Raw genomic sequence first — 21274 nt, forward strand, 5'->3', positions numbered from 1 at the left:
TTTTTATTGATCTTTGAGCCTCGAATATTCTGAATCGAGTTGGATTTTTACCGCCCCTTAACCGTAGAAGTTTTATGTCCCTGATTAAGCGCAGGGGCAGAATACGGGGAAACGCATAAAATGACGAGAAGATTATTTTTCGCTGCTGAATTTGTCCTTTTTTCCCTCTTTTTGCCGGTTGACGGATATACCAATGATATTGCTGCTGCTGCCGAAGACAGCACAGCGGCAAAGATGATAATGCCGGCCGACTCTACCGATGCCGTTATTGAATTGGAGGGTTCCGGGAACTACCTTGGTAAAGGTGAATTGAGAGAACCTCTGGGAATATTTGCCGGACCCAGGGGCGATGTCTATGTCGCGGACGCCATGGCGGGCAAGGTGTATAAGTATGATCAAAGTGGTAATTCAGTTGAGTTTGAGCTTCCCTCCTTTTCCGGCTCTGTTTATCCAATAGATCTGTCGGGGTCTGCCGCGTTCGTTTATATCCTGGACTATTCAAGTAACAAAATACTCCGTTACGATTACAGAGGGGCCTATCTGGACATACTGATAGACTTCGCTGAATATAAGAATCTAAAGCCCGTTTCACTGTCGGTAGGAACCGGCGGAAGATTTCTGATGACAGATATAGAAAGTCACCACTTTACAATCCTCAATCCTCTGCTGGATATAGAACTTCAGATTGGAGCCTACGGATGGGATAAGGGCTATTTTGATGAACCCATGAAAGCGTCCCTGCTTCCCGGGGGACGAATCGCGGTTGCCGATTCAGGAAACAGGAGAATACAAATTTTTTCCTCTTCGGGAAGATTCCTTATGCTTCTCGGGTCAAGTGAAGAGTATGAATTCTGTTATCCGAGATCAGTCTGCGGCGACTCCGAGGGTAATATATTTGTAGCTGACACGGAGTGTGGTGAAGTCTTCGTTTTCTCGCCTTCGGGAAGGTTTATTATGAGCCTCGATTCGTACTGCGGTAATGATATTGCCCCTTCGGCTCTTTCAGTTAGTTTCGAGGGCAAATTATTTGTAGCCGACACACAATCATCCTCCGTTATTATCTACAGAATAGTTTATCCGGATTCTCGGCCATGAAGTATTTTCGAAACGCCTTTCTTTGTTTTCTGATTTTTCAATTTATACGGGGTATTAATATTCAATCCGCCGAGGTGCCAGCCCCGGCAAAATCGGCGCGGCAAATAATTCATAAAAAAAGATATATTCTTAAAGAAGGCCAGACAAGCCTTCTTCTGGGGGTTACTTTTATTATATCCGGGACGGAAGAGATATCAATTGACGGCCGGCCGCTTAAGGAAAAAGATTACAGAATCAATACCCTGAGGGGAACTCTTGTTCTGGTTGAACCTGCCCGGAAGGGACAGGTCCTTAAGATAGAATATTCAAGATACCCCTTTTCCTTTCCGCCTCTAATGGCCAGAAGGTTTCCATCCGTGGAAGAAAGAAAAACCGGCTATAATATTCCTGGGTTTGCCGCGGAAAGTGTCTCTGGAAATTCTAAGAGCAACCCATACCGTTTTAATGTTTCAGGCAGTAAGTCGGTAGGGTTTTCTGTAGGATCCAGAAAGGGACTTGGAATTGATCAGAGTTTGAATATCACCCTTTCAGGCAAGCTGGCGCGTGATCTCGAAGTAAACGCCTTTCTCTCTGATGACAACTTGCCGGTACAGGCTGAAGGAAACACTGAAGAGCTCAAACGGCTGGACAAGATCTCGATTAATATAAAGAGCAGGCATACCGAGGTCGACCTCGCGGATATTAATACAGCTATGGTGTGGTCTGAATTTTCCTCGTTTAGAAGAGAACTGAGAGGGGGAAACGTAGAGGTAAATGCCCGTGGGCAAAGATTCGTCATTGGAGGGGGGATAACCAAGGGAAGATTCGAAACAGTTGAGATAACAGGCTCGGAGGGAGTCCAGGGTCCCTATGAACTTTTGCCCGCGAGAAGATTTAACGGCGTGATAATAATTCCGGGTTCTGAATCTGTTTACCTGAACGGCTCAGCAATGAAAAGGGGAAGTGAAAATGATTATATAATTGATTATACAAGAGGCTCGGTAACTTTTTCCGAGAGAGTTCCCATCACGGATGATTCTGAAATTGTCGTTGAATATCAGGTTGGCGAAAGAAACTATGAGAGAACTACAATTAACGCCGGATGGGCTTCATCTTATTTTTCTGACGCTCTCAAGTTGAGAGGTTTGTTTTTCAGGGAAACTGATGACAGCAAGAGGCCTATTGGAGGTGAATTTACCGATGAAGAAAAAGATTCACTTAAAAAGGCGGGCGATGACCCGGATAAGGCCTTCGCGTCAGGAATTGAGGAGATAGAAGAAGGGGGAAGCGGATATACTTACAACGAAGCGGATTCGTCAACTCCGGGGCATTATACTTTCGTTGAGTCAGGAGCTCATTACAGACTGGATTTCTATGAAGTCGCCTCTGGCGGGGATTATGAAACAGATGGATTTTCGAGCAGAGGAAAGCTTAAATATAAATATGTAGGCAGGGGCAATGGAGATTACAGAATAGGCCGGCCGCTGGCTCTGCCGGAGAAAAAGAATGTGGCGGCATTATCCGCGGAAGCCGGCGGTGAACATTATTTCTTTAATGCCGAGGGAGACCTCAGCAGTTATGACAGGAACACTATGTCTGATATCGGAGACGGTGATAATGTTGGATACGCGTTTGATATCAAAGGGGGTCTTAGAGACCTTGATATTATGTCGTCCCGTTTGGCGTTCAGCGGGGAATACTCTTCCCTTAGTGAAAGATTCAAATCGCCGGACCGCGCCAGAAAACCCTACTTCTACCGTAACTGGAACCTTCAGGACCAACCGCTGTCCGGCAGGGAAAATATCTCCGGTCTTAATCTTCAGCTCAAAAGGGACCGGTTGTGGCAGATTGAAGGAAAGTACAAAAGGCTTGAAAGAACAAACGGACTTTCCGCTGATATGGCCGAATCTTCAGGACACATAGGCGATATAGGCAGGAGAGGTATAAGATTCGAATGGTTCAAGACGGAAACGGGAAGTGACAGAAAGAGAGATTTTGCCCTTGCTGAGGGTAAATTCGCGTTATGGAAGCTTATTCCCGGTATCTTTTTCGACACCGAACGATACAGCAGCCTGTCAGACGCGAAGCCGGATACGGGCAGGTATTACTACAGGAATATTATTTCACTTTCTTCGAGGGATACGGGTGATTTCTCAGGGAAGCTGTCTTTTTCACATAGAGCTACTGATAATTTGAGAAATTCAGATCGATTCTGGTTCAGGGCGAGAGAAAATGACGAGGTAAGGTTTTCAGGGTCTTATTCGGGAGGGCGGAAAGTTGTCGATTTTTTTATAAGTCATCGGAAAAAAAAGGATATTCAATACGGCAGCTCCGGTGTCCATGATCTGGCAAGAGTGAGATATCGCGATTCATGGAGCAGGGTGGGATTAACATCCGATCTCGGATACAGAATTCAATCGGGGGAGGAGAGGAGACGTCAGAGAGCGGTTATATTCGTTGGTGAAAATGAAGGAGATTATGATGAAGAGGGAAGAGAGGTCGGCCAGAAAAGAGGGGATTATATGGTGGTATACATCCCGGGCGGAGAGAAACAGGTTGTTAGAGAAGTAAATTTAACATGGCGGTTGAGTTTCGGAAAGGGAATAAGGGGGATCGGGCTTGGAAAGGGTAAAGATTCAGGATGGTTCGGCTTGATAAAGAGGAATGTTTCCATGGACAATTTCTTTTCCGTGACTGAAAAATCAAAGACAGACCAGCTGATGAGACTTTATACGCTGGATCCGGAAATTCTTCAGCGCGATGATGTAACACTCTTCGGTTCCAATAAATTACGTCAGGAATGGAATTTCCTGAAAGATGTAAAGAAATACAACCTGGGATTTATTATGACCAGGGAAGATGAAGAAGATAACAGAACTGAGGGCGCCCTGGCTTCCCGTTATATGAATGAATATAGACTCCGCGCCGCCGCAATACCAAATTCTTCCTTGAGTATATCGCTTGAAGCAGCTAAGGGTGCTAATCGCAGCCGTTCAGGTAATCCCGCTGCTCAGAACTACAGTGTAGAGTCGACTCTCTTCTCGAATAAAATAGAATACCGTTATGGACCTAATTCAAGAGTTTCTATGGAATTCGCTTACGAAAAAAGGGAAGATGAGTTTTCGTTATCCAGGCAGAAGTCTTATTCAGCCAGGCCGGCTGTGAATATGTCTTTAGGTGTGAAAATAAATATTTCAGCTTTCCTGAAGATGACATATACCGGGGTTGAGGAGGATAACGGGCAACCCCTTTTCTTTCTTGAAGACGGGATGAGACAGGATTGGAATATTAACGGAAGGTACCGTTTTGGCAAGAATATATCGATGGGCATAAACTACACGGGAAGAAGAGAAAGAGATTATACGGATGAGATGAGGATTGTACATGTTTTTAAGGTGGAAAGCCGCGCTTCTTTCTAGTTTCCTTCTTAGCGCGGTATTTATTACCGATGCCGGCGCTGAGGTTATTAAGAGGGTAACGCGGAGAGGATTTAATATTATTGGAAGCGAAGAGTCGATAGCTCCTTCATTTCTGAAGGAGGGGACCGAATATAGCGATTCTGTTGTTGAGTTAGAGATAAACCGTCTCGATTCACTCTATTTTCTGCATGGACGTCTGGCGGCACGAATATCTGTTGATACACTCAGGAAAAATTCCGGTATTGATATTGAACTTGAAGTAAAAGAAGGAGAATTAACCCGCGTAGATGAAATAAATATATCCGGGGACAGATCATTGTTAAGCGGCAGAAAAGGGGGGCTTGATAGACTCAATAAAGGCGATCCGTTCTATCCGGATGTTATACAAAAGATGATGAGTAACACCATGTATTTGTATAATAATTCCGGCTTTCCCTTCGCTCAGGTCTGGATGACACTTTTCCGGCTGGATGAAGAGAAGAATGAAGTTGATATATCTTTCTCGATTGTAAGCGGCCGTAAAGCGGTGATATCAGAAGTCGTATTCGAGGGTTTGACCAGAACAGACAGTTCTTTAGTCCGGATGGCTTCCCGTATTGATATACCGAATGTATTCAGTGAAGAGATGATAAGAAGGGCGAAAAGGAATCTTGAAAGGAGCGGTCTTTTTAAATCTGTCGGCGAGGGGAAGATTAAGAAGAACAGGGAAGACGTTTTTATACTCGTCATGCCTGTAGAGGAAAAGAAGAACAGTAGTTTTTTCCAGGGAGCGCTCGGGTTTTCACGCAAAGACAATAGCGGTGACTATAAGATGAACGGCCGGCTTGATATTCAGCTCGATAATATAGCGGGAACGGGAAGAAAAGCGGGTTTATCCTGGTTCAACGACGGAATAAAATATTCGGAAACCCAGATAAGATATAATGAGCCGTTCTTGTTTTCCACACCTGCCGCTGTATCATTTTCAATAAAACAGGCGGTTGATGATTCGCTCTACAACATGCATACGGGATTGTTCGAATTAAAACTGCCGTACGGGCCCTGGGGAGTTAACAGTGTGATTGGAATTTCCGCGGATAGAAATATAATTCCATCGGGGGGTAATTTGAAGAGGAGCGTCAGGCAGAGTCTCAGGCTTGGAATGGAAAAGACCTCGGGGGCGATCTTCAGGTTCGACGGGCGGATTGAAGGGGGAAGAAAGAAGAATTACCCGAGGGATGGGGCGGCCAAAATAGATTGGCAGTTTATCTATTCAATTGATCTCTCATTGACTATACCGACGATTGAAAACCAGAGTTTATTCTCCGGCGTGGTTTCCAAGGGGGTTTTTTCCCGCGGTGATATTCATGTAGCGGAGATGTTCCCGATGGGCGGCGCGAGAACACTCAGGGGTTTCCGCGAAAATCAGTTCAGAGGTGAAAGGGTAAGTTATGTAAATTTAGAATACAGGCTGGGAGGGGAAAGCCGCGTATTCATTTTTGACGATATCGGAAGTTATTTCAGAGATCCGGGCGGCTGGAAATTGAAAAACGGATTCGGCTTCGGTTTAAGAACATCTTCTGATATAGGAACTGTCGAATTGAGTTTCGGTCTCGCCGGAAAACTCTCGATGGATGAAGCCAGAATCCATGTTTCCTTACTCGAAACTTTCTGATCCCAATTGAATATTATGCCCCCTTCTTATAGTATTCTTAATTACCGGGGGCAAGTCTCGTGCCCTGCTTCGCGTTCCAGAGTCTGTACTCAAGTGTATTTATGATAGATTTGGCGGTATTAATAGATTCTGCCGCCCTGGAGGTAGTATAATCGGACAGATAATTTCTCGCCCCTTCTTTGTCCCTTTTATACAGTTTAAGCGCAGTTTCCTCGACCTTTCCCTGCATTCTGAATTGATAATTTTCGAAATCAGACCAAATTTCCTTTACATGGTCTATTACGTTTTTGTAATCGGAGTCGACAAGTCCCGCCATAAGACCGAAAATGTAGGAAGCTGAGTCCATATCGAGGTGTCCTTTTTCTTCCGGCATATTAAAGTGGTATTCGTAAAGGCTTTTATCAGTATCGTAGAAACTGACCGGGGCGTTCCTGAAGGCTTTTGGAATATCTCTCGCGCATAGATACCAGGGCACGAATCCGCTGCTGCACGGTTCGTAGAGAGCTCTCCAGATTACTGTACCAATTTCCGCGGGCATCCATTCGCGAAGCTGTATTACGGTTGTGCGGCGCGTGTAATATGTGCATATAGGGCGGCTTTCGGTTTTGTGCGGGGATCTCTCGTATCCGTTGGAAGAGTCCAGTTCTGTTCCCTCGTAATGATTTCTCATAATATTCATCATCTCTTTCAATGACAGTTTTCTGTCAGGTTTTATCGATACGGGCATTTTCCCCCGGTCCGCTTCTTCCCTTGAGAGAGGAAAATCTCTATTGACCGCTTTTGCCATAATCCAGCACCGCCGGGTATTTCTTATGTCGGTATGTGAATCTTTACTGGCGTATGTTTTCGCGAAGTCGAATTTGCCGTCTCTTTCCGGGTTGTACCAGCCTCGTTCTTCCGCGTATTTTATTAAATTGTCTGAACATGTAAAATTATCTTCATCGTCGGTATCGACATCGCGAATTGTGTATGTGTTAGCGATTGGAACAACTTCGTCCTCTTTTACCCTGCGTGCGACATATTGTTTTCCCCTTACCATCTGAAGGATCCACGCTTCTGATGGAGATACGATGTCAAGCGTTCTTCCTGACCCCCTGTATCCATATCTGTCGAGAAGTTCTGAGGCAAGCTGGACAGCTTCTCTTGCTGTTTTGCAACGCTCAGCGAGTATAAATCTCAGCCGCCAGCCGATCCCGCCCTTTGAGATATCTCCCCTCTTTTCAACTTCTTCTATTGAGTCCTCTCTTGATGGGCAGGCGTCGCTTCCAATCGAAAGCCCCCATTCGTTGACTACGGCATTTGAATATTCACTGCCCGGAACCTGATCCCAGAAATAGGCGTATGTCTCCGCCGCTTGCGGTATCATGTTACCCCCGCTGAGTTTTATCATCGCTCCTTTTTTATGTTTCTTCCTCGGCACAAACCAGAGATAGTCGGCATAATCAGCATCGTCGTCTTCGGTTTTGGCAAAAAGTATCGATCCGTCCTCGGTAGTACCCCTGCCCGCTATGAGGGTAGTACAGCTGTTTGAATCACTGAAAGTTAAGAATATTAAAATAACTACTGTTATGATTACAGTACTGACATTTTCGATTCCTGATTTTGTTATCATTGTTCTGCTCCCAGTTCTTTGATATATTTTACCGCCGTTCATTCCTATATAATATCTATTACAGATCGGCTCTACGGGCAAGGTTTAATATCGCCACTTTTGAATCGACTGAAAAACGGCGGCCGGGATATCAAAATTTTCAAATACCCCCGGCATTTGAATGGATCTAATTTGAAATTAACCGCCAGATCTATTATCCGGAAAAAAAGGTGTACGGATTTGCTCAAAAGCTGGTATTAATAGAGGGTGAATAGTGCCTGCTGCCGAAGTGTATCGGCACTTAAGGTTTCAGGTGGATTTTTTAAATTAATAACAGCTGATTCGAGCGGGTAAAAACAGGTGACAGTATGAAAATATTGCACACAGCGGATATCCATTTACGGCATCATCAGGATGAAAGGTGGAAAACCCTTCAGAGGCTGATTGAAATTGCCCGGGAGGAAGGTGTTGGAATATTTGTTATAAGCGGCGACCTTTTTGATCATGATATTGACGGCGACGCTTTGAGGCCCAAAATCCGCAGCCTCTTTTCTGACAACGGGTTTAAGGTGGTTCTTATCCCCGGCAATCACGATATAGAATCTTACGGAGGCGGGGAATATCTTGGAGAAGATGTTGTTAAGTTGACCGATTTGAAAGAGCCCTATAAGTATGAGGATTTATGTATATGGGGATTACCCTTTGAAAATATAGAAGGTGAGAAGATTCTGCGGAAGCTTGATTGGCTGGCGGAAAACATCGAGAACGAAAAGAAGAATATTCTGCTATTTCACGGGGAGCTTTTAGACGCTTTTTTTCACAGGAAAGACTTTGGCAGTGAGGGAGAAGGAAGGTATATGCCGGTCAAGCTTTCTTACTTTAAAGATTTAAATATCGATTATGTGCTTGCCGGACACTTCCATTCAAAATTCAGGGTGTGGGAGATAGAAAATGGCGGATACTTTGTTTATCCCGGATCACCCGTATCGATAACGAAAAGAGAGACGGGAAGAAGAAAGATCAATATCTTTGAGCCGGGCAGGCAACCCGGAGAATATTCTCTGGACACTCCGCATTTCGAAGAAATAAATATCGAACTTGATCCATTCAAGGATGAAGATCCGGTTAAGATAATCACCAAGCATCTCGAAGATGTTCATCGCGGCGCCAGGGTTATATTGAGAATCAACGGTTTTATAGACAGCAAGAGAACCAATTTGAATGAAACGGAACTTGCCGGAAAGATAAGCGAAATCGCCGACGGTAAAGTGTTTGAAAAGAATCTCGAATTCAGAGATATCAACACCTTTGAAAGCGTTCTCTTTGAGGATTTTAGAAATAAACTTGAAGGGAAGGGCTTCGACGAGGTTAAGAAAAAGCATCTGCTTAATTTGACACTCAGGGCGATGATGAGGGGATAAGCTTTGAAGATAAAGGAATTTTCCATAACACATTACGGTCCGTTAGCCGATAGAGGCAGGACCGTTCTAGGTGATTTTAATCTGTTATGGGGGGGGAATGAATATGGCAAGACCCTTACAATTGACGCTCTTGTAAAGATGCTGCTGGGAGGGAAGAAGGCTGGTTGCTTCGAAATGATAAACCGGGTGGAGGAAATTCCGGAGGGTTATCTGATCTTAGATAATAATAACGTGGAGGTAAAACTGCCCGAGGCCGGAACTCTCACGGATAATGCTGACCTGAGTGTTTCGGAGTGCCGTAATATCTTCGTTGTAAGGAACAGCGATCTGTCGATTGCCGCCGATCCGAAAGATGAAAGTGATTTCTACACAAGTGTAACCGACCGTTTGACGGGCTTAAGGACCGGGGAAATCTCCAGGATAATGAAAAATCTCGAAGATATTGGTAAGATAACACCAACGGGAATTTTCAAAGACGTTGAAGGTGAGAAACTGAAGACTCGAATTAACAGCGCGGAAAAACTTATCGAGGAGATAAATGTTCTGTCCGATCAAATCGACGAAGAAGGATTTGATGAATTTGAACAGGAATCGGCCAGGCTGAATAGAGAAATAGCAAGAATTGACGAAGAGATACAAAGTCTCGAATATGCACGGGAGAGAGAGAAATATAGAAAGGCAAAAGAGGCTTTGGAGGAGTTGAAAAAAGCTCTTTTGAAGAAGCGGGATTTTGGAATTTTCAATGAAGACGACAGGCAATTATGGAGAGATTGTGAAAGGGAAATTCAGGACTGCGCCGGTAAAAAAGAAAAATTATCCGTAGAGTTAACAGAGATCCGGGAAGAACTTAAAGAAATAGCTGAAAAATTGGAAGAGAAGGAAAGGGAATTTAAAATTCTCGATGATAGAAAAAAAACATTAGATTATGATATAAGACCGCAACTGGAGGATTATAAATCCAGTCATAAGAAACTTGAAAAAAAGAAGAAGAAAAACAGTTTTATTTCGGGAATAATGATTATCTCCGCTATTTTACTCGCGCTCTCGATGGCGGGAATAATTTTTTCTTCAAAATCGTTATTTTATATTTCCGCTGCGTTGTTTTTTATTCCGTTGCTAACCGCAGTGATAGTTAAGGGGCAGATAGCAAGAGGAGAGGGGAGGCTCACGGAGAAATTTGAAAGCAGCAGGATTGCCTTATCACAATTTGGATTGGATGCCGGGGATTTATTCGGTGTGATTGAAAAAATACGGCAGTTTGACGAAGAATATAGAGGGAAGAATGATAAATTACACCAGATAAGAAGAAAGAAAGAGAATCTTGAAAGCAGATTCGATAACCTGGATAAAAAAAGAATCCCGGAAGTTGAGAATGAAATTAAAGCTGCTGAAAGAGAAATCACAAGATTAAAAACAGAGTCCAAAGAAGAATCTTTTGAAAGCTATAAAAGAAAGCTTGAATTGAAGTATGAATTAGGAAGATTAATCGAAAAAGAGAAGAATATTTTATCAACTCAGTTTGACAGGAAAGGGGATGAACTAGAAGAGAATATCTTATATTGGGAGAAGGAAACAGCAGGTCTTAAGAGGTACAGGGATAAGGCCGCAGGTAAAGAATACAATGAATCCTACAGAGTGGAATTAAAAGAAAAGAAGAAAATACTGGGTGACAAGCATGAAGAAATAAATAATAAAATGAAAAATATTCTGGGTAAACTAGGGGATGTCCAGCGCCGGGCTAATAACATTCTGATAAACCGGCACGATCATTTACTCTGCTCTACCTCGGTTGATCTTAGGGCGGTTAAGGATAAACTCAGGGAGTTTATGGCAACAAGGAAAGACACAAAAGAAAACGTTATGGAAATAATAAAGATCTTTGAAGAAATAGAGAGAGAGGAAAAGGAGAAGGTTTCAGAGCTTTTTGGAAAAGAGAGCCTGATTTCGGAATTTTTTGCTGAAATAACAGGAGGATTTTATAAAGAGGTTATTTACAACAGGGAAACGGATAATATAGAAGTAAGAAGAGAAGATGGCAGAATACTCGAAGCCGTAAAGCTTTCAGGAGGCGCATATGACCAGTTGTATTTTTCTGTACGCCTCGCCCTTGGTGAAAAACTTCTGAAAGATAAAAGGGGTTTCTTTATTATGGATGATCCATTCATTAAAGCCGACCCGGAAAGATTACAAAGGCAGATGGAGACTTTAAAGAATATTGCTCGAAGAGGATGGCAGATTATTTATTTCTCCTCAAAGGGAGAAGTTAAAAGTGTTCTGGAAAAGGATATCAGAAAAGGCGCGGTCAAATATATTGAAATCAAGAGTATCTTTTCCTGAAGATATGCGGATTGTTTAGAGCTTAACCGGAAAAAACTTTTAATAATTGAATAAATAAGGATAGAGAATACGAGATACTGCTTCAGATTTTTCTAATACCTGTATACATCAACCAGACTGTCGCTCTCTGTATAGAGATAGGCTTTATCACTGTTGTTGTTCCATATCGTTCCGGTTTCGAAATAGAATACAGTACCTGTAGAATCGCGCACGGCTTTGCCGCTTCTCAGTTTTATATCCTCTTCGGGGGTTATTGCCGTATTTTCAGGAATTATTAATTTGTCTCCAAATTCATCCAGAATATACCATTCTGAAATATCAATATTGCGGCAGGTGGAGTTCGCGAGGAGCAGGTATTCTTCATTTCCGCGGTTGTATATATAGATGATAAATACACCCTTCTTTTTGGGTTCCCAGAGTCCTATTCGCTTTTTTATTGCCCGATTTTGAAGCGCCGAGAGTTCATCATACAGACAGTTGCCCTGTTTTGTGTATAAACGGGCGTAACCCTTAATGAGCAACTCCGAATTGATACAAGTTCCGTCCTTAAGACACACAAATGCGAGAAGACGGCAGAAAGAGTCTCTTTTCCTATCCTTATCGAACACGAGATAGAGTCTTTTTCCCTTAAGTCTGGCCGAGAGATACTTCAGCGCTTCTTTCGCCGGACGTTCTTCTCTGTCAAGTTCAGGGGCGTCTATACCGAGCAGTCTTACCGTCTCATTGTGGTTGAGGCCGGGGTGATTTTCTTCGATAATAACTTCAAATGTGTCGCCGTCTTTGCATTTAACCGCTCTTGCGCGAATCGAATGTTTAAAGGTGATTTCTTTGGAATCTATAAAAATCTTAAATGATGATTCTTCCCCGCTATATTCCCACGATCCATTCCGGTTGAGAACAAACCTTCTGCCGTCTCCAGAGGTGACAATGGTTTTTTGACTGATGATGTAACCGGAGTCGCAGCTGGGAATCAGTATTATTAAAAATATAATAAAAGCAATAAATTGTTCCCGTAAGTGACATTTGAATATAATCACGATAATTGCGTTCCTTCAGATAGTGACTTTCCCTATTTTCTGTATGGTATTCAAGATGGTCTTTTATATCAATAAAAAGTATTGTTGGAGTTCCCCCTGAAAATTCGGCAAGTATTGTAATAACATTGCGAGATACAATCAGTTATCAGGATTGGTAAGTGGAATAGGGCTTTCATTGCTGATGAGTGCGGCTGATTGATATTTTCAAAACCCTCCGGAGGGCGAGCGGGCAAGGATTTCTGGCCCGAAGGGGCAGAAAGAGCGAGCCCGAGGCGGGAGTTGCGGTTTCCTCGCCGGGGAAACCGACAACGATTTTGAAAATATCAATCAGCCGCATACTGTTACAAATCATCGACTACCTTATAGGTTATAAAAATTGGGAAAACTCCACAAAGTATTGTTTATTGTCTTTGTTTCAAATGAGGTTTGAGTAGAAATTGTTCCGCTGTTATAATCTGTTATATCAATTATTAAATTTATATTGAGCGGGGAGATGTTATGGGAATGCGTAACTGGCCGGATCAGAAAACAGCAATTCTCGTTATTCACGGCATAGGGAATCAGCAGCCATTGTCTACACTTGATCTTTTCGGGCGGTCGCTTATCCGCTCATTTGAAGAAATGGGTCTGTCTGATCTGAAAGTAGAGCATCGTATTGCCAAGAGGGAATGTGATGATTCAGGCTACCGCAACGATAATTACATCAGGATCATAAATAAAAGCGGTAAATTCCCTGTAGATATTTACGAGTTTTACTGGGCTCACATTACCGAGAATAAGATGAAACTAAGAGATATTCAGAAGTGGGTCTGGCAGGCGGCAGAAGGCGCTAGAAGATTCTATAAAAATAATGCGGAGCTCGCGAAGAAATGCGGTGACGAGAGTATTTTCTTCTCGGAAAGCGGAGAATTCAGGGTCAATAAGTACAGAGCTGTTTTGATGGGAGCCGCGGGGGTCATCCCTTTTTATAAAGGTTTGTGGCTTAGCTTAGCTTCTATTCTCTCTAAAATTCCAATTTTTGGATCTCTCGGGCGGAAGATAGTAGACTTGGTGAATACGAAGATTTCAAATTCACTGGAAGATATTATTGGAGATATCGCGATTTATAATTCCGTTGATCCAAGGTCGTCATTCTATCGAATTCGAAGGGAAATACTGAAAGGCGCGGTTGATATGTTGAGATACCTTCTTGGATTAGAGGGGAATAATGCGGGAAGCGGGATAAACGGGAATGAAGACGCCAGTGATTACGGCAGAATAATTATAGCCGGGCATTCACTTGGAAGCCAGATAGCTTTTGACGCCGTAAACCATCTTACTCGGATGATATCCGGCGGAGATATAGATGGTTTTGATGAAAACGGAAATTACCTGAACTCTCAAGGGGATGCTGTGGATATTTTCGCCCAAGGAGCCACTCTCACGAATATAAGCGAAAAGGTGTGCGGATTAATTACATTCGGAAGCCCGCTTGACAAAATCGCCTTTTTCTTAAGGCGGCAGACGGAAGATGATCAGTATTTAAGGTGTCAGATGATTCAAAACCGCAGTTCTTTCAAACAGAAAGAGAGTATTGACATCTCGAATGTTCAATATATACTTGCATCGCCCTATAAGAGGATATTCGAAGATATCAGATGGTACAATTATCATGACGCGGCCGATCCGATAAGCGGCAGGCTCGATTATTACTCCAAGGTTAGGAATATAAGACGTTCATACGGGAAAGGATCGAACCCGTCCACACACGGAGCTTACTGGAGCGACAGAGAGATGTTCGATCAAATTATTAAAGATTTTATAATTCCCTCCAAACCGACAAAACATATTTCACTCTAAACAGGCATTTTCTCAGACTTTAAACCTGATAATATTAGAGGGGCGGAAAGTACGGTGCCTCAATTTATATCAGGACATTCCTCGAAAATCAAGAGCAATATTTTAGTAACGGCATAACTATCAAGTAATTACCCATATTGATAAGTGGAATTGATATTTAGTTTCTATCCGGCTATTGGTATTGTCAAAAACGCCGTCTATTTCCCCTGCGAGGAAATAGCGTCTCCCGCTCTCAGACTCGCTCTTTCCCATTTCCCTAAAGGAAATGGGAAAACCATGCCCGCTCGTCTTCCGAGAGGGTTTTGAAATACCAATAGCCGGATATACAAAGGAATGTTAAAAATTGGGTAAACTCCAAAATTTATATGATTTGAATCAACACCATGGATATGCTATAAATAAGAGTATAATCTTAAAGAAAGGTGCAGATATGAAATATAAAATAATGTTTCTCATTGCGGCAGTCTCTTTAGTTATCACGGGGAGCTGCGGTAATGATTCGATTGAAGGGGCAGATGGTATGAAAATTATTTTCTTACACCACAGTACCGGGAATATTATATGGAACGGCGGAGTCAAAGAATGGTTTAAAAATTACAACAAAGAAAACAAGACCCGCTACAGAATAAAGGAAAGAGCCTTCCCGAGTAAATCCCCATACGGCTGGAATAACTATCCCTACGATTACTGGAATATATGGGTTAAAAACGCCGGCGAGAAAAAGTACATGAAGGAACCCACATTGGAAATACTTACAAAAAAATATGATTTAATTATATTTAAGCATTGTTTCCCAGTAAGTAAGATTGTGCCCTGTCCCGCCGGCGGCCCGTCTGTTGATTCTGATATTAAGTGTATTGAGAACTACAAACTGCAGTACAACGCCCTGAAAGAAAAGATGCTTTCATTCCCCGAATGCAAATTTCTTGTCTGGACTGGAGCCGCGCTGGTCAAAGAAGCCACCGATGAGGTTTCAGCAGGCCGGTCCCGGGAGTTCTTCGAATGGGTACGCAGGGAATGGGACAGCTCCGGTGATAATATATATATATGGAATTTCTATGAATTGGAAACCGCGGGCGGGATCTACATGAAAGATGAATATGCCGTATCTTCTTCTAATTCACACCCGACAGCCGAGTTTGCCGCTATGGCGGCTCCTATTTTCTGCCGGCGTATCGTAGATATTATGGAGAATAAACCGGACAGTACTGAAAGTTCGAAGTAAGAAGCTCTGATATTTGATACTCTTGCAGCTTTTTTAAGGGTTACCGGGAAGAAATTAGAGTGATTACAGGGTAGGGTTGTGTGTTCAAGTCATGATCGCATCGGTGACTTAAAAATTATCTGTTTATCTTACTCATAGAGATATCCTCAGCTTAGAGTTTCTTTTCCGTCTTGCTGAATGAATTGAAGCGGACTACAATATATTTTTGTCGGGATTATCGGGTCATTATGGTGTATAACAGAGGGGTGGAGGCCGGAATGAAAAATAAATATCTAATTGTTTTGTTTATCCTGATCTTCTCCGCCCTCTCATGTGGAATAAATTCGTGCGGGAATGAAGAAGCTGCTCCGGGAGACGGTTTATTTGTATACGGTGACAGCAGAACAAACCACGATGACCACAGGAGGGTTGTTAGAGCTATTCTGAAGAAAGACCCAAAAGCAGTTTTTCACACTGGAGATCTGGTTGATGACGGAACCATCCCCGGTCAATGGGAGATTTTCGATGATATAACTTCCGAGCTTCGAAGCGAAGCTGAGTTTTTTCCGGCTCTGGGGAATCATGAAAAGGATTCTGACCTTTACTTCGACAGGTTTGAACTTCCCAATAATGAAAGGTGGTATTCGGTAAACCGTGCGGGGGTCCATTTTATTATTCTTGACAGCTGTTCCGGTATAGAAAAGGAGTCAGAGCAGTACAAATGGCTCGAATCTGATCTAAGGGAAGCCGAGGGCGGCTTTTCTTTTATTGTGGCCGTCTTTCATCATCCTCCATTTAGTACAGGTCCGCACAGCGTGGACGAAATGGGACTCAGAGAGATTATAGTTCCCCTTTTAGAGAAATATGATGTTGATATTGTATTCAGCGGTCATGACCATTCCTATGAAAGATCACTTTGCAACGGTATATACTACGTTGTGTCAGGGGGAGGCGGAGCGCCGCTGTACGATCAGGAAAGAGACAGTAAATACAGCCAGGTATTCAGGAAGATCAACCATTTTTGTGAAATCTCCGTTACACCCGAAAGTTTAGTTGTTTGCGCGTATGATACGCTAAACGCCAGGATAGACAGGTTTTCAGTTCCGTCAGAATAGTACTGCCATCTTTTCTGGCGCCTACTTTTTCTTTATATGTTACAGAGTGTTCAAAGAAGATCAGGTCATACTGGAGTTTGTCAGTATAATTTCAGCTTGACGTTAAGGGTGATGAAAAAAATTGACTTCAATAGAGGTTAATTGTTAAGCTCGGTTAAATTAAAGCGAGAGAGGAAAGAGAAACTTAAGATGCTCTCAGATGATGAAATAAAACATATCGAAAAATTAGCTAGGATAAGACTAGGCGATGAGGACAGAGAAAAGCTTAAAGGGCAGTTGTCTGACATAATAGAATTTGTCCGCGTACTTCAGAAAATAGACACCTCCGGGTTTGAAACGGTAGAGCATATAGCGAGATTTAAGCCGATACTAAGAGAGGGAGGGGCCGGAGGCGAACTCGAACGTGAAAAGGTCCTCGAGCAGGCTCCGGATCGTGAGAACGGTTTCTTCAAAGTGCCGCCGGTAATTAATAAAAAATAGCAGAGCGGGAAAATTCGCAGGAGAACGGCTAACCGGGAAATCAGGTTATGGAATATAACAAAATGTCGATATCGGAATTAAGGAAATTATACTCTGAAAATAAAGTAAAACCCTCTGAAGTCGTAAGGTCTTGCCTTGACTCTATTAGCTCTAATGACAGTAGAATAGAGGCATTTATTAATGTAATACCTGAAGATGCCATGAAAAGGGCGCGCCATCTTGACCTGGAATCTTCCGGGGGGATGCCGCTCTATGGAATCCCAATTGCCGTAAAGGATAATATATGCACAAAAGGATATGAAACAACATGCGCTTCGAAGATTCTCGAGGGTTACAGGCCCCCTTATAACGCAACTGTGGTAGACAGACTGCTCGAAGCCGGAGCTGTAATACTAGGGAAGACGAATATGGATGAATTCGCGATGGGTTCGTCAACAGAGAATTCCGCGTATAAAATAACAAAGAACCCTTATAACACCGAGTACGCCCCCGGAGGTTCAAGCGGAGGGTCGGCGGCAGCGGTGGCGGCATCTATGGTACCTGTTTCACTGGGATCCGACACGGGGGGTTCTATCAGACAGCCTGCCAGTTTGTGCGGAGTGGTGGGATTGAAGGGTACATACGGAAGAGTATCCAGGTACGGGCTGATAGCCTTTGCGAGCAGCCTCGATCAAATCGGTCCGATTACAAGAACAGTTGAAGATTCAGCTGCTGTAATGAATGTGATCTCGGGATGGGATTCAAGAGACGCCACGACTATTCCGGATAGTACGGGTGACTTGACAAGAGGTATTGAAAAGGGGGCGGAGGGCATGAAAATCGCAGTTCCGCGCGGTTATGAAGAGATGGATGTTGCCGGCGAAATAAAAGAGATCTTAAAAGGTACAATAGAAAAGCTCGAAGCGGAGAACGCGAACGTGGAATTTGTGGAATTGCCTGATATGGATGCGTCGATAGCCTGTTATTACATTCTGGCTAATGCTGAGGCTTCTTCGAATCTTGCGCGTTACGACGGTGTAAAATACGCCTTCAGAGCGGAATCGGAATCACTCGAAGAGATGTATGAAAGGACGAGGGGCGAGGGGTTCGGCGATGAAGTAAAAAGAAGGGTTCTTCTCGGCACATATGTTCTTTCAGCAGGTTATTATGATGCTTATTATAAGAAAGCGCAACAAGTTAGAGCCATGATATGCAGTAAATTCGAATCTCTTTTTTCAAGGTATGACCTTGTTATGCTTCCCACGGTTCCGGGGCCCTCTTTCAGGATTGGTGAGAGGATAGACAATCCTATTGAGATGTATTTGTCGGATATTTTTACTACTCCGGCAAATATTGCGGGGTTACCGGCGATCTCTGTACCGGCGGGTTTTGCCGAAAACGGACTCCCGCTTGGAATACAGCTTCTGGCCGGATATGCCGGTGAAGCAAAGCTTCTCAGGGGAGCGGCTGTACTGGAGCGAATGTACGGTTTTAACGGGAATAAAACGGAATAGATTACATAACAGGCTTGCTAAATATAAAATTAAGAGTTTTTTCTGTAAACCTTGAATATATATCTGAGAGGATAGATCGATGAACGAAAATAGTTATGAGACGGTCATCGGACTAGAGGTTCACGCTCAGCTTCTTACCGAAACAAAGTTATTCTGCAGCTGCAGGCCTGAGTACGGGGCTGACCCGAACACACGTGTCTGTCCGGTATGTATGGGGCTTCCCGGGGCACTGCCCGTTTTAAACAAAGAATCCGTAACGATGGCCATTATGATGGGATTAGCATTGGAATGTGATATAGCGCCTGAAAGTGTATTTTCAAGGAAGAACTACTTTTATCCGGACTGTCCGAAGAACTATCAGATCTCCATGTATGATAAACCATTATGTGGGAATGGTTCTCTCAAGATCGAGACGGACGCGGGCGAGAGAACTATAGGGGTTGAAAGGATACACCTCGAAGATGATTCAGGTAAGATGTCGCATGAAACAGGCAGAGGCAGTCTGGTGGATTTTAACCGTTGCGGTGTCCCTCTTATAGAGATAGTAAGCAGACCCGATATCAGAACGGGAGGTGAAGCGGCTGAATATCTTATGAGGCTTCAGCAGATTTTAAGGTATCTCGGAATATGTGACGGTAATCTTGAAGAGGGTTCAATGCGTTGTGATGTCAATATTTCTCTCCGCCGGACTGGAAGCGGGAAACTTGGAACAAAAACTGAAATCAAGAACCTGAATTCATTTAAAGCCGTGCAAAAGGGGATTGAATTCGAAGTAGAGAGGCAGCGCAGTCTTCTTGAGCGGGGAAAGAGGGTAGAGCAAATTACGAACCTGTGGGATCAGGACAGAGGACGGCTTGTTATGATGAGAAGCAAGGAGGAAGCCCATGATTACAGGTATTTCCCCGAACCGGATCTTCTTCCTCTCGAAGTGCAGGGAGAATGGATCGAACAGGCGAGAGAGATGATCCCCGAATTACCAATTGAACGGGAAAGAAGATTTAAGAATGAATACGGGCTGAGCAGCTATGATTGCGGTGTCCTCTGCGCTGATAAGGGTGTTGCTGATTATTTTGAAATTGTTGCTAAAACCACAGGCCTTGCAAAGAAGAGTTCAAACTGGGTAATGAGAGAGGTGATGGGAGAGCTTAATAATCTGGCTTGTGCGATTGAAGATTTTCCGGTCTATCCCGAAAACTTAGCCAAGTTGATAAAACTCGTGCAGGACGGAACTATTAGCGGTTCGGCGGGGCGGGAAGTATTTGAGGAAATGATAAAATCTGGCGGCGGTCCTGAAGAAATCATAAAAAGACTCGGTCTCGAGCAGATAAGCAACTCGATAGAGATTGAAAGTATAATAGAAGAAATCATTTCCGATCATCCGGATGAAGTTTCGCGTTACAGAGAAGGAAAGAAGAAACTCCTTGGTTTTTTTGTGGGGCAGGTTATGAAGAAAAGCCGAGGCAAGGCTAATCCGAAGCTGGCCAGGGATATAATCATCGGGAAACTTGGCGGTTAATACTTTTTAAGGTCAGTTTATTCTCGTACATACCATCTTGAAAAGAAGGAAATTGACTGATTGTTTGTACTTTTTTTAAGATTTTGCTTGAACAGAAGTTTAACCGCTGTTAAAGTGAAGCCGTACTTGAGTCTGTGCGGCACAGTTCTTAAGTTAGACAGTTAGTGCTTTTTTTTGGTGTAGTGTGAAGGGAGGAAGATGATGAAGAAAGCGCTTTTTTATTTCTTGTCGATCTTCATTTTAATTACAGCAGTCCTCTCAGCGCGAGGTTCAGCCGACGTGCTTATCAATGAATTCATGGCTGATCCCGCGAGGGACTACGATGGTGACGGTGATTATAACTACCGGAACGATGAGTGGATTGAGATCATAAATACCGGCGACAGTGCCGTCGATCTTTCCGGATATCTCCTTTGCGACGGAAATGAAGATGGATACTTCAGATACGGATTTACAGGGATTCTTCAGTCCGGTCAAATACGTATTATCTTCGGAAGCGATTCGAGAATCTGGGAAGAAACAAACGATTTTCCCATCTACGGGTTAAGTTTGAATAATTCCGGGGATAACGTGTCATTGTTCAGAGTAGGCGGTTCGGATACTCTGCTTGTCGATTCAATTGATTATGAAGACAATGCCGCCCAGGACGACCGTTCGGTAGGCAGGAGCCCGGAAAATATAAATATCTGGGAGTTATTTGATGCTTATAATCCCTGCCCCGAATGCGCGCCGATAGGGGGGAACGGTTACGTTCCTACTCCCGGCTCCGTAAATACGTGTGTCACTGACGCGGAAAAAGCGAGCTGGGGTAAAGTTAAATCGATGTGCAGGTAAATTACCCGGTATAAAGCGGACGATTCTATAGATTATTGTCCGAAAATACCGGGAAAATTTCCGCCGGGACCTGTTGTATAGAGTAAGCCGGCGGAAATATCGGATCTAAAGAACTGATGTCGCGCGGGCTCTTCTCCTAAAGAAATTAATTTTTGTTGGAAAAGAGCCCTGAAAAATCCCCTGTGTAGGAAAATCAATATTTGCCGGATGCACTGCGGATTTGGTTTATCTAAGAGTCCATCTGGCTCAAAGTGAGTAAT

15 protein-coding genes are annotated in these 21274 nt (G+C 43.4%); 13 read left to right on the forward strand and 2 right to left on the reverse strand.

Annotation, left to right across the window (positions count from 1 at the left end):
• The first annotated feature begins 120 nt into the window (after positions 1-120).
• The 3 genes from U5O15_03485 to U5O15_03495 are packed head-to-tail and all read left to right on the forward strand — an operon-like array spanning position 121 to position 6147.
• A complete protein-coding gene (locus U5O15_03485) occupies positions 121-1095 on the forward strand; it encodes an NHL repeat-containing protein (protein MDZ7859723.1) in 975 nt (324 codons plus the stop codon).
• Positions 1092-4493 carry a hypothetical protein gene (locus U5O15_03490; GenBank protein ID MDZ7859724.1) on the forward strand — a complete coding sequence of 1134 codons (3402 nt, stop codon included), beginning with the start codon at positions 1092-1094 and terminating at the stop codon, positions 4491-4493. Before U5O15_03485 ends, U5O15_03490 begins: the two co-directional genes overlap by 4 nt.
• Positions 4459-6147, forward strand: coding sequence for a POTRA domain-containing protein (locus tag U5O15_03495; GenBank protein ID MDZ7859725.1), 1689 nt, complete (start codon positions 4459-4461; stop codon positions 6145-6147). The genes U5O15_03490 and U5O15_03495 overlap by 35 nt, the downstream gene beginning before the upstream one ends.
• 37 nt (positions 6148-6184) lie before the next feature.
• On the opposite strand, the gene U5O15_03500 is transcribed toward U5O15_03495, so the two are convergent.
• The gene (locus U5O15_03500) at positions 6185-7759 is read right to left on the reverse strand and encodes a C69 family dipeptidase (GenBank protein MDZ7859726.1); all 1575 of its coding nucleotides are present in this window, start codon (positions 7757-7759) and stop codon (positions 6185-6187) included.
• Positions 7760-8106: 347 nt separating this feature from the next.
• Here U5O15_03500 and U5O15_03505 point away from each other — a divergent pair, with 347 nt between their 5' ends.
• Entirely contained in the window at positions 8107-9159 is a 1053-nt protein-coding gene (locus U5O15_03505; protein MDZ7859727.1) for a DNA repair exonuclease, read from the forward strand.
• A 3-nt stretch (positions 9160-9162) separates the two neighbouring features.
• On the forward strand, positions 9163-11496 hold the full coding sequence (locus U5O15_03510) for a hypothetical protein (GenBank protein ID MDZ7859728.1): 2334 nt from the start codon (positions 9163-9165) through the stop codon (positions 11494-11496).
• A 92-nt stretch (positions 11497-11588) separates the two neighbouring features.
• Here U5O15_03510 and U5O15_03515 read toward each other — a convergent pair whose 3' ends face one another.
• The gene (locus tag U5O15_03515) at positions 11589-12533 is read right to left on the reverse strand and encodes a thermonuclease family protein (GenBank protein ID MDZ7859729.1); all 945 of its coding nucleotides are present in this window, start codon (positions 12531-12533) and stop codon (positions 11589-11591) included.
• A 498-nt stretch (positions 12534-13031) separates the two neighbouring features.
• Between U5O15_03515 and U5O15_03520 the strand changes: the two genes are divergently transcribed.
• The 8 genes from U5O15_03520 to U5O15_03555 all read left to right on the forward strand — a co-directional run bounded on the left by U5O15_03520 (position 13032) and on the right by U5O15_03555 (position 21014).
• Positions 13032-14372, forward strand: a complete 1341-nt coding sequence (locus U5O15_03520; protein ID MDZ7859730.1) for a hypothetical protein — start codon at positions 13032-13034, stop codon at positions 14370-14372.
• A gap of 144 nt (positions 14373-14516) precedes the next feature.
• Complete coding sequence (locus U5O15_03525; protein ID MDZ7859731.1) at positions 14517-14678, forward strand: hypothetical protein; 162 nt, start codon at positions 14517-14519, stop codon at positions 14676-14678.
• 124 nt (positions 14679-14802) lie between these two features.
• Positions 14803-15597 (forward strand): hypothetical protein, encoded by a 795-nt coding sequence (locus tag U5O15_03530; protein ID MDZ7859732.1) that lies wholly within the window; start codon positions 14803-14805, stop codon positions 15595-15597.
• A gap of 257 nt (positions 15598-15854) precedes the next feature.
• Positions 15855-16691, forward strand: a complete 837-nt coding sequence (locus U5O15_03535) for a metallophosphoesterase (GenBank protein MDZ7859733.1) — start codon at positions 15855-15857, stop codon at positions 16689-16691.
• Positions 16692-16832: 141 nt separating this feature from the next.
• Complete coding sequence (gene gatC / locus U5O15_03540) at positions 16833-17171, forward strand: Asp-tRNA(Asn)/Glu-tRNA(Gln) amidotransferase subunit GatC (GenBank protein ID MDZ7859734.1); 339 nt, start codon at positions 16833-16835, stop codon at positions 17169-17171.
• Between the two features lie 62 nt (positions 17172-17233).
• Positions 17234-18664 (forward strand): Asp-tRNA(Asn)/Glu-tRNA(Gln) amidotransferase subunit GatA, encoded by a 1431-nt coding sequence (gene gatA, locus U5O15_03545; GenBank protein MDZ7859735.1) that lies wholly within the window; start codon positions 17234-17236, stop codon positions 18662-18664.
• A gap of 79 nt (positions 18665-18743) precedes the next feature.
• Positions 18744-20180 (forward strand): Asp-tRNA(Asn)/Glu-tRNA(Gln) amidotransferase subunit GatB, encoded by a 1437-nt coding sequence (gatB, locus tag U5O15_03550; protein ID MDZ7859736.1) that lies wholly within the window; start codon positions 18744-18746, stop codon positions 20178-20180.
• 201 nt (positions 20181-20381) lie between these two features.
• Positions 20382-21014, forward strand: coding sequence for a lamin tail domain-containing protein (locus U5O15_03555; GenBank protein MDZ7859737.1), 633 nt, complete (start codon positions 20382-20384; stop codon positions 21012-21014).
• The last annotated feature ends 260 nt before the right edge of the window (positions 21015-21274 follow it).

Source organism: Candidatus Krumholzibacteriota bacterium (genome assembly GCA_034520215.1).
Taxonomy (GTDB): Bacteria; Krumholzibacteriota; Krumholzibacteriia; order Krumholzibacteriales; family WJIX01; genus JAGHBT01.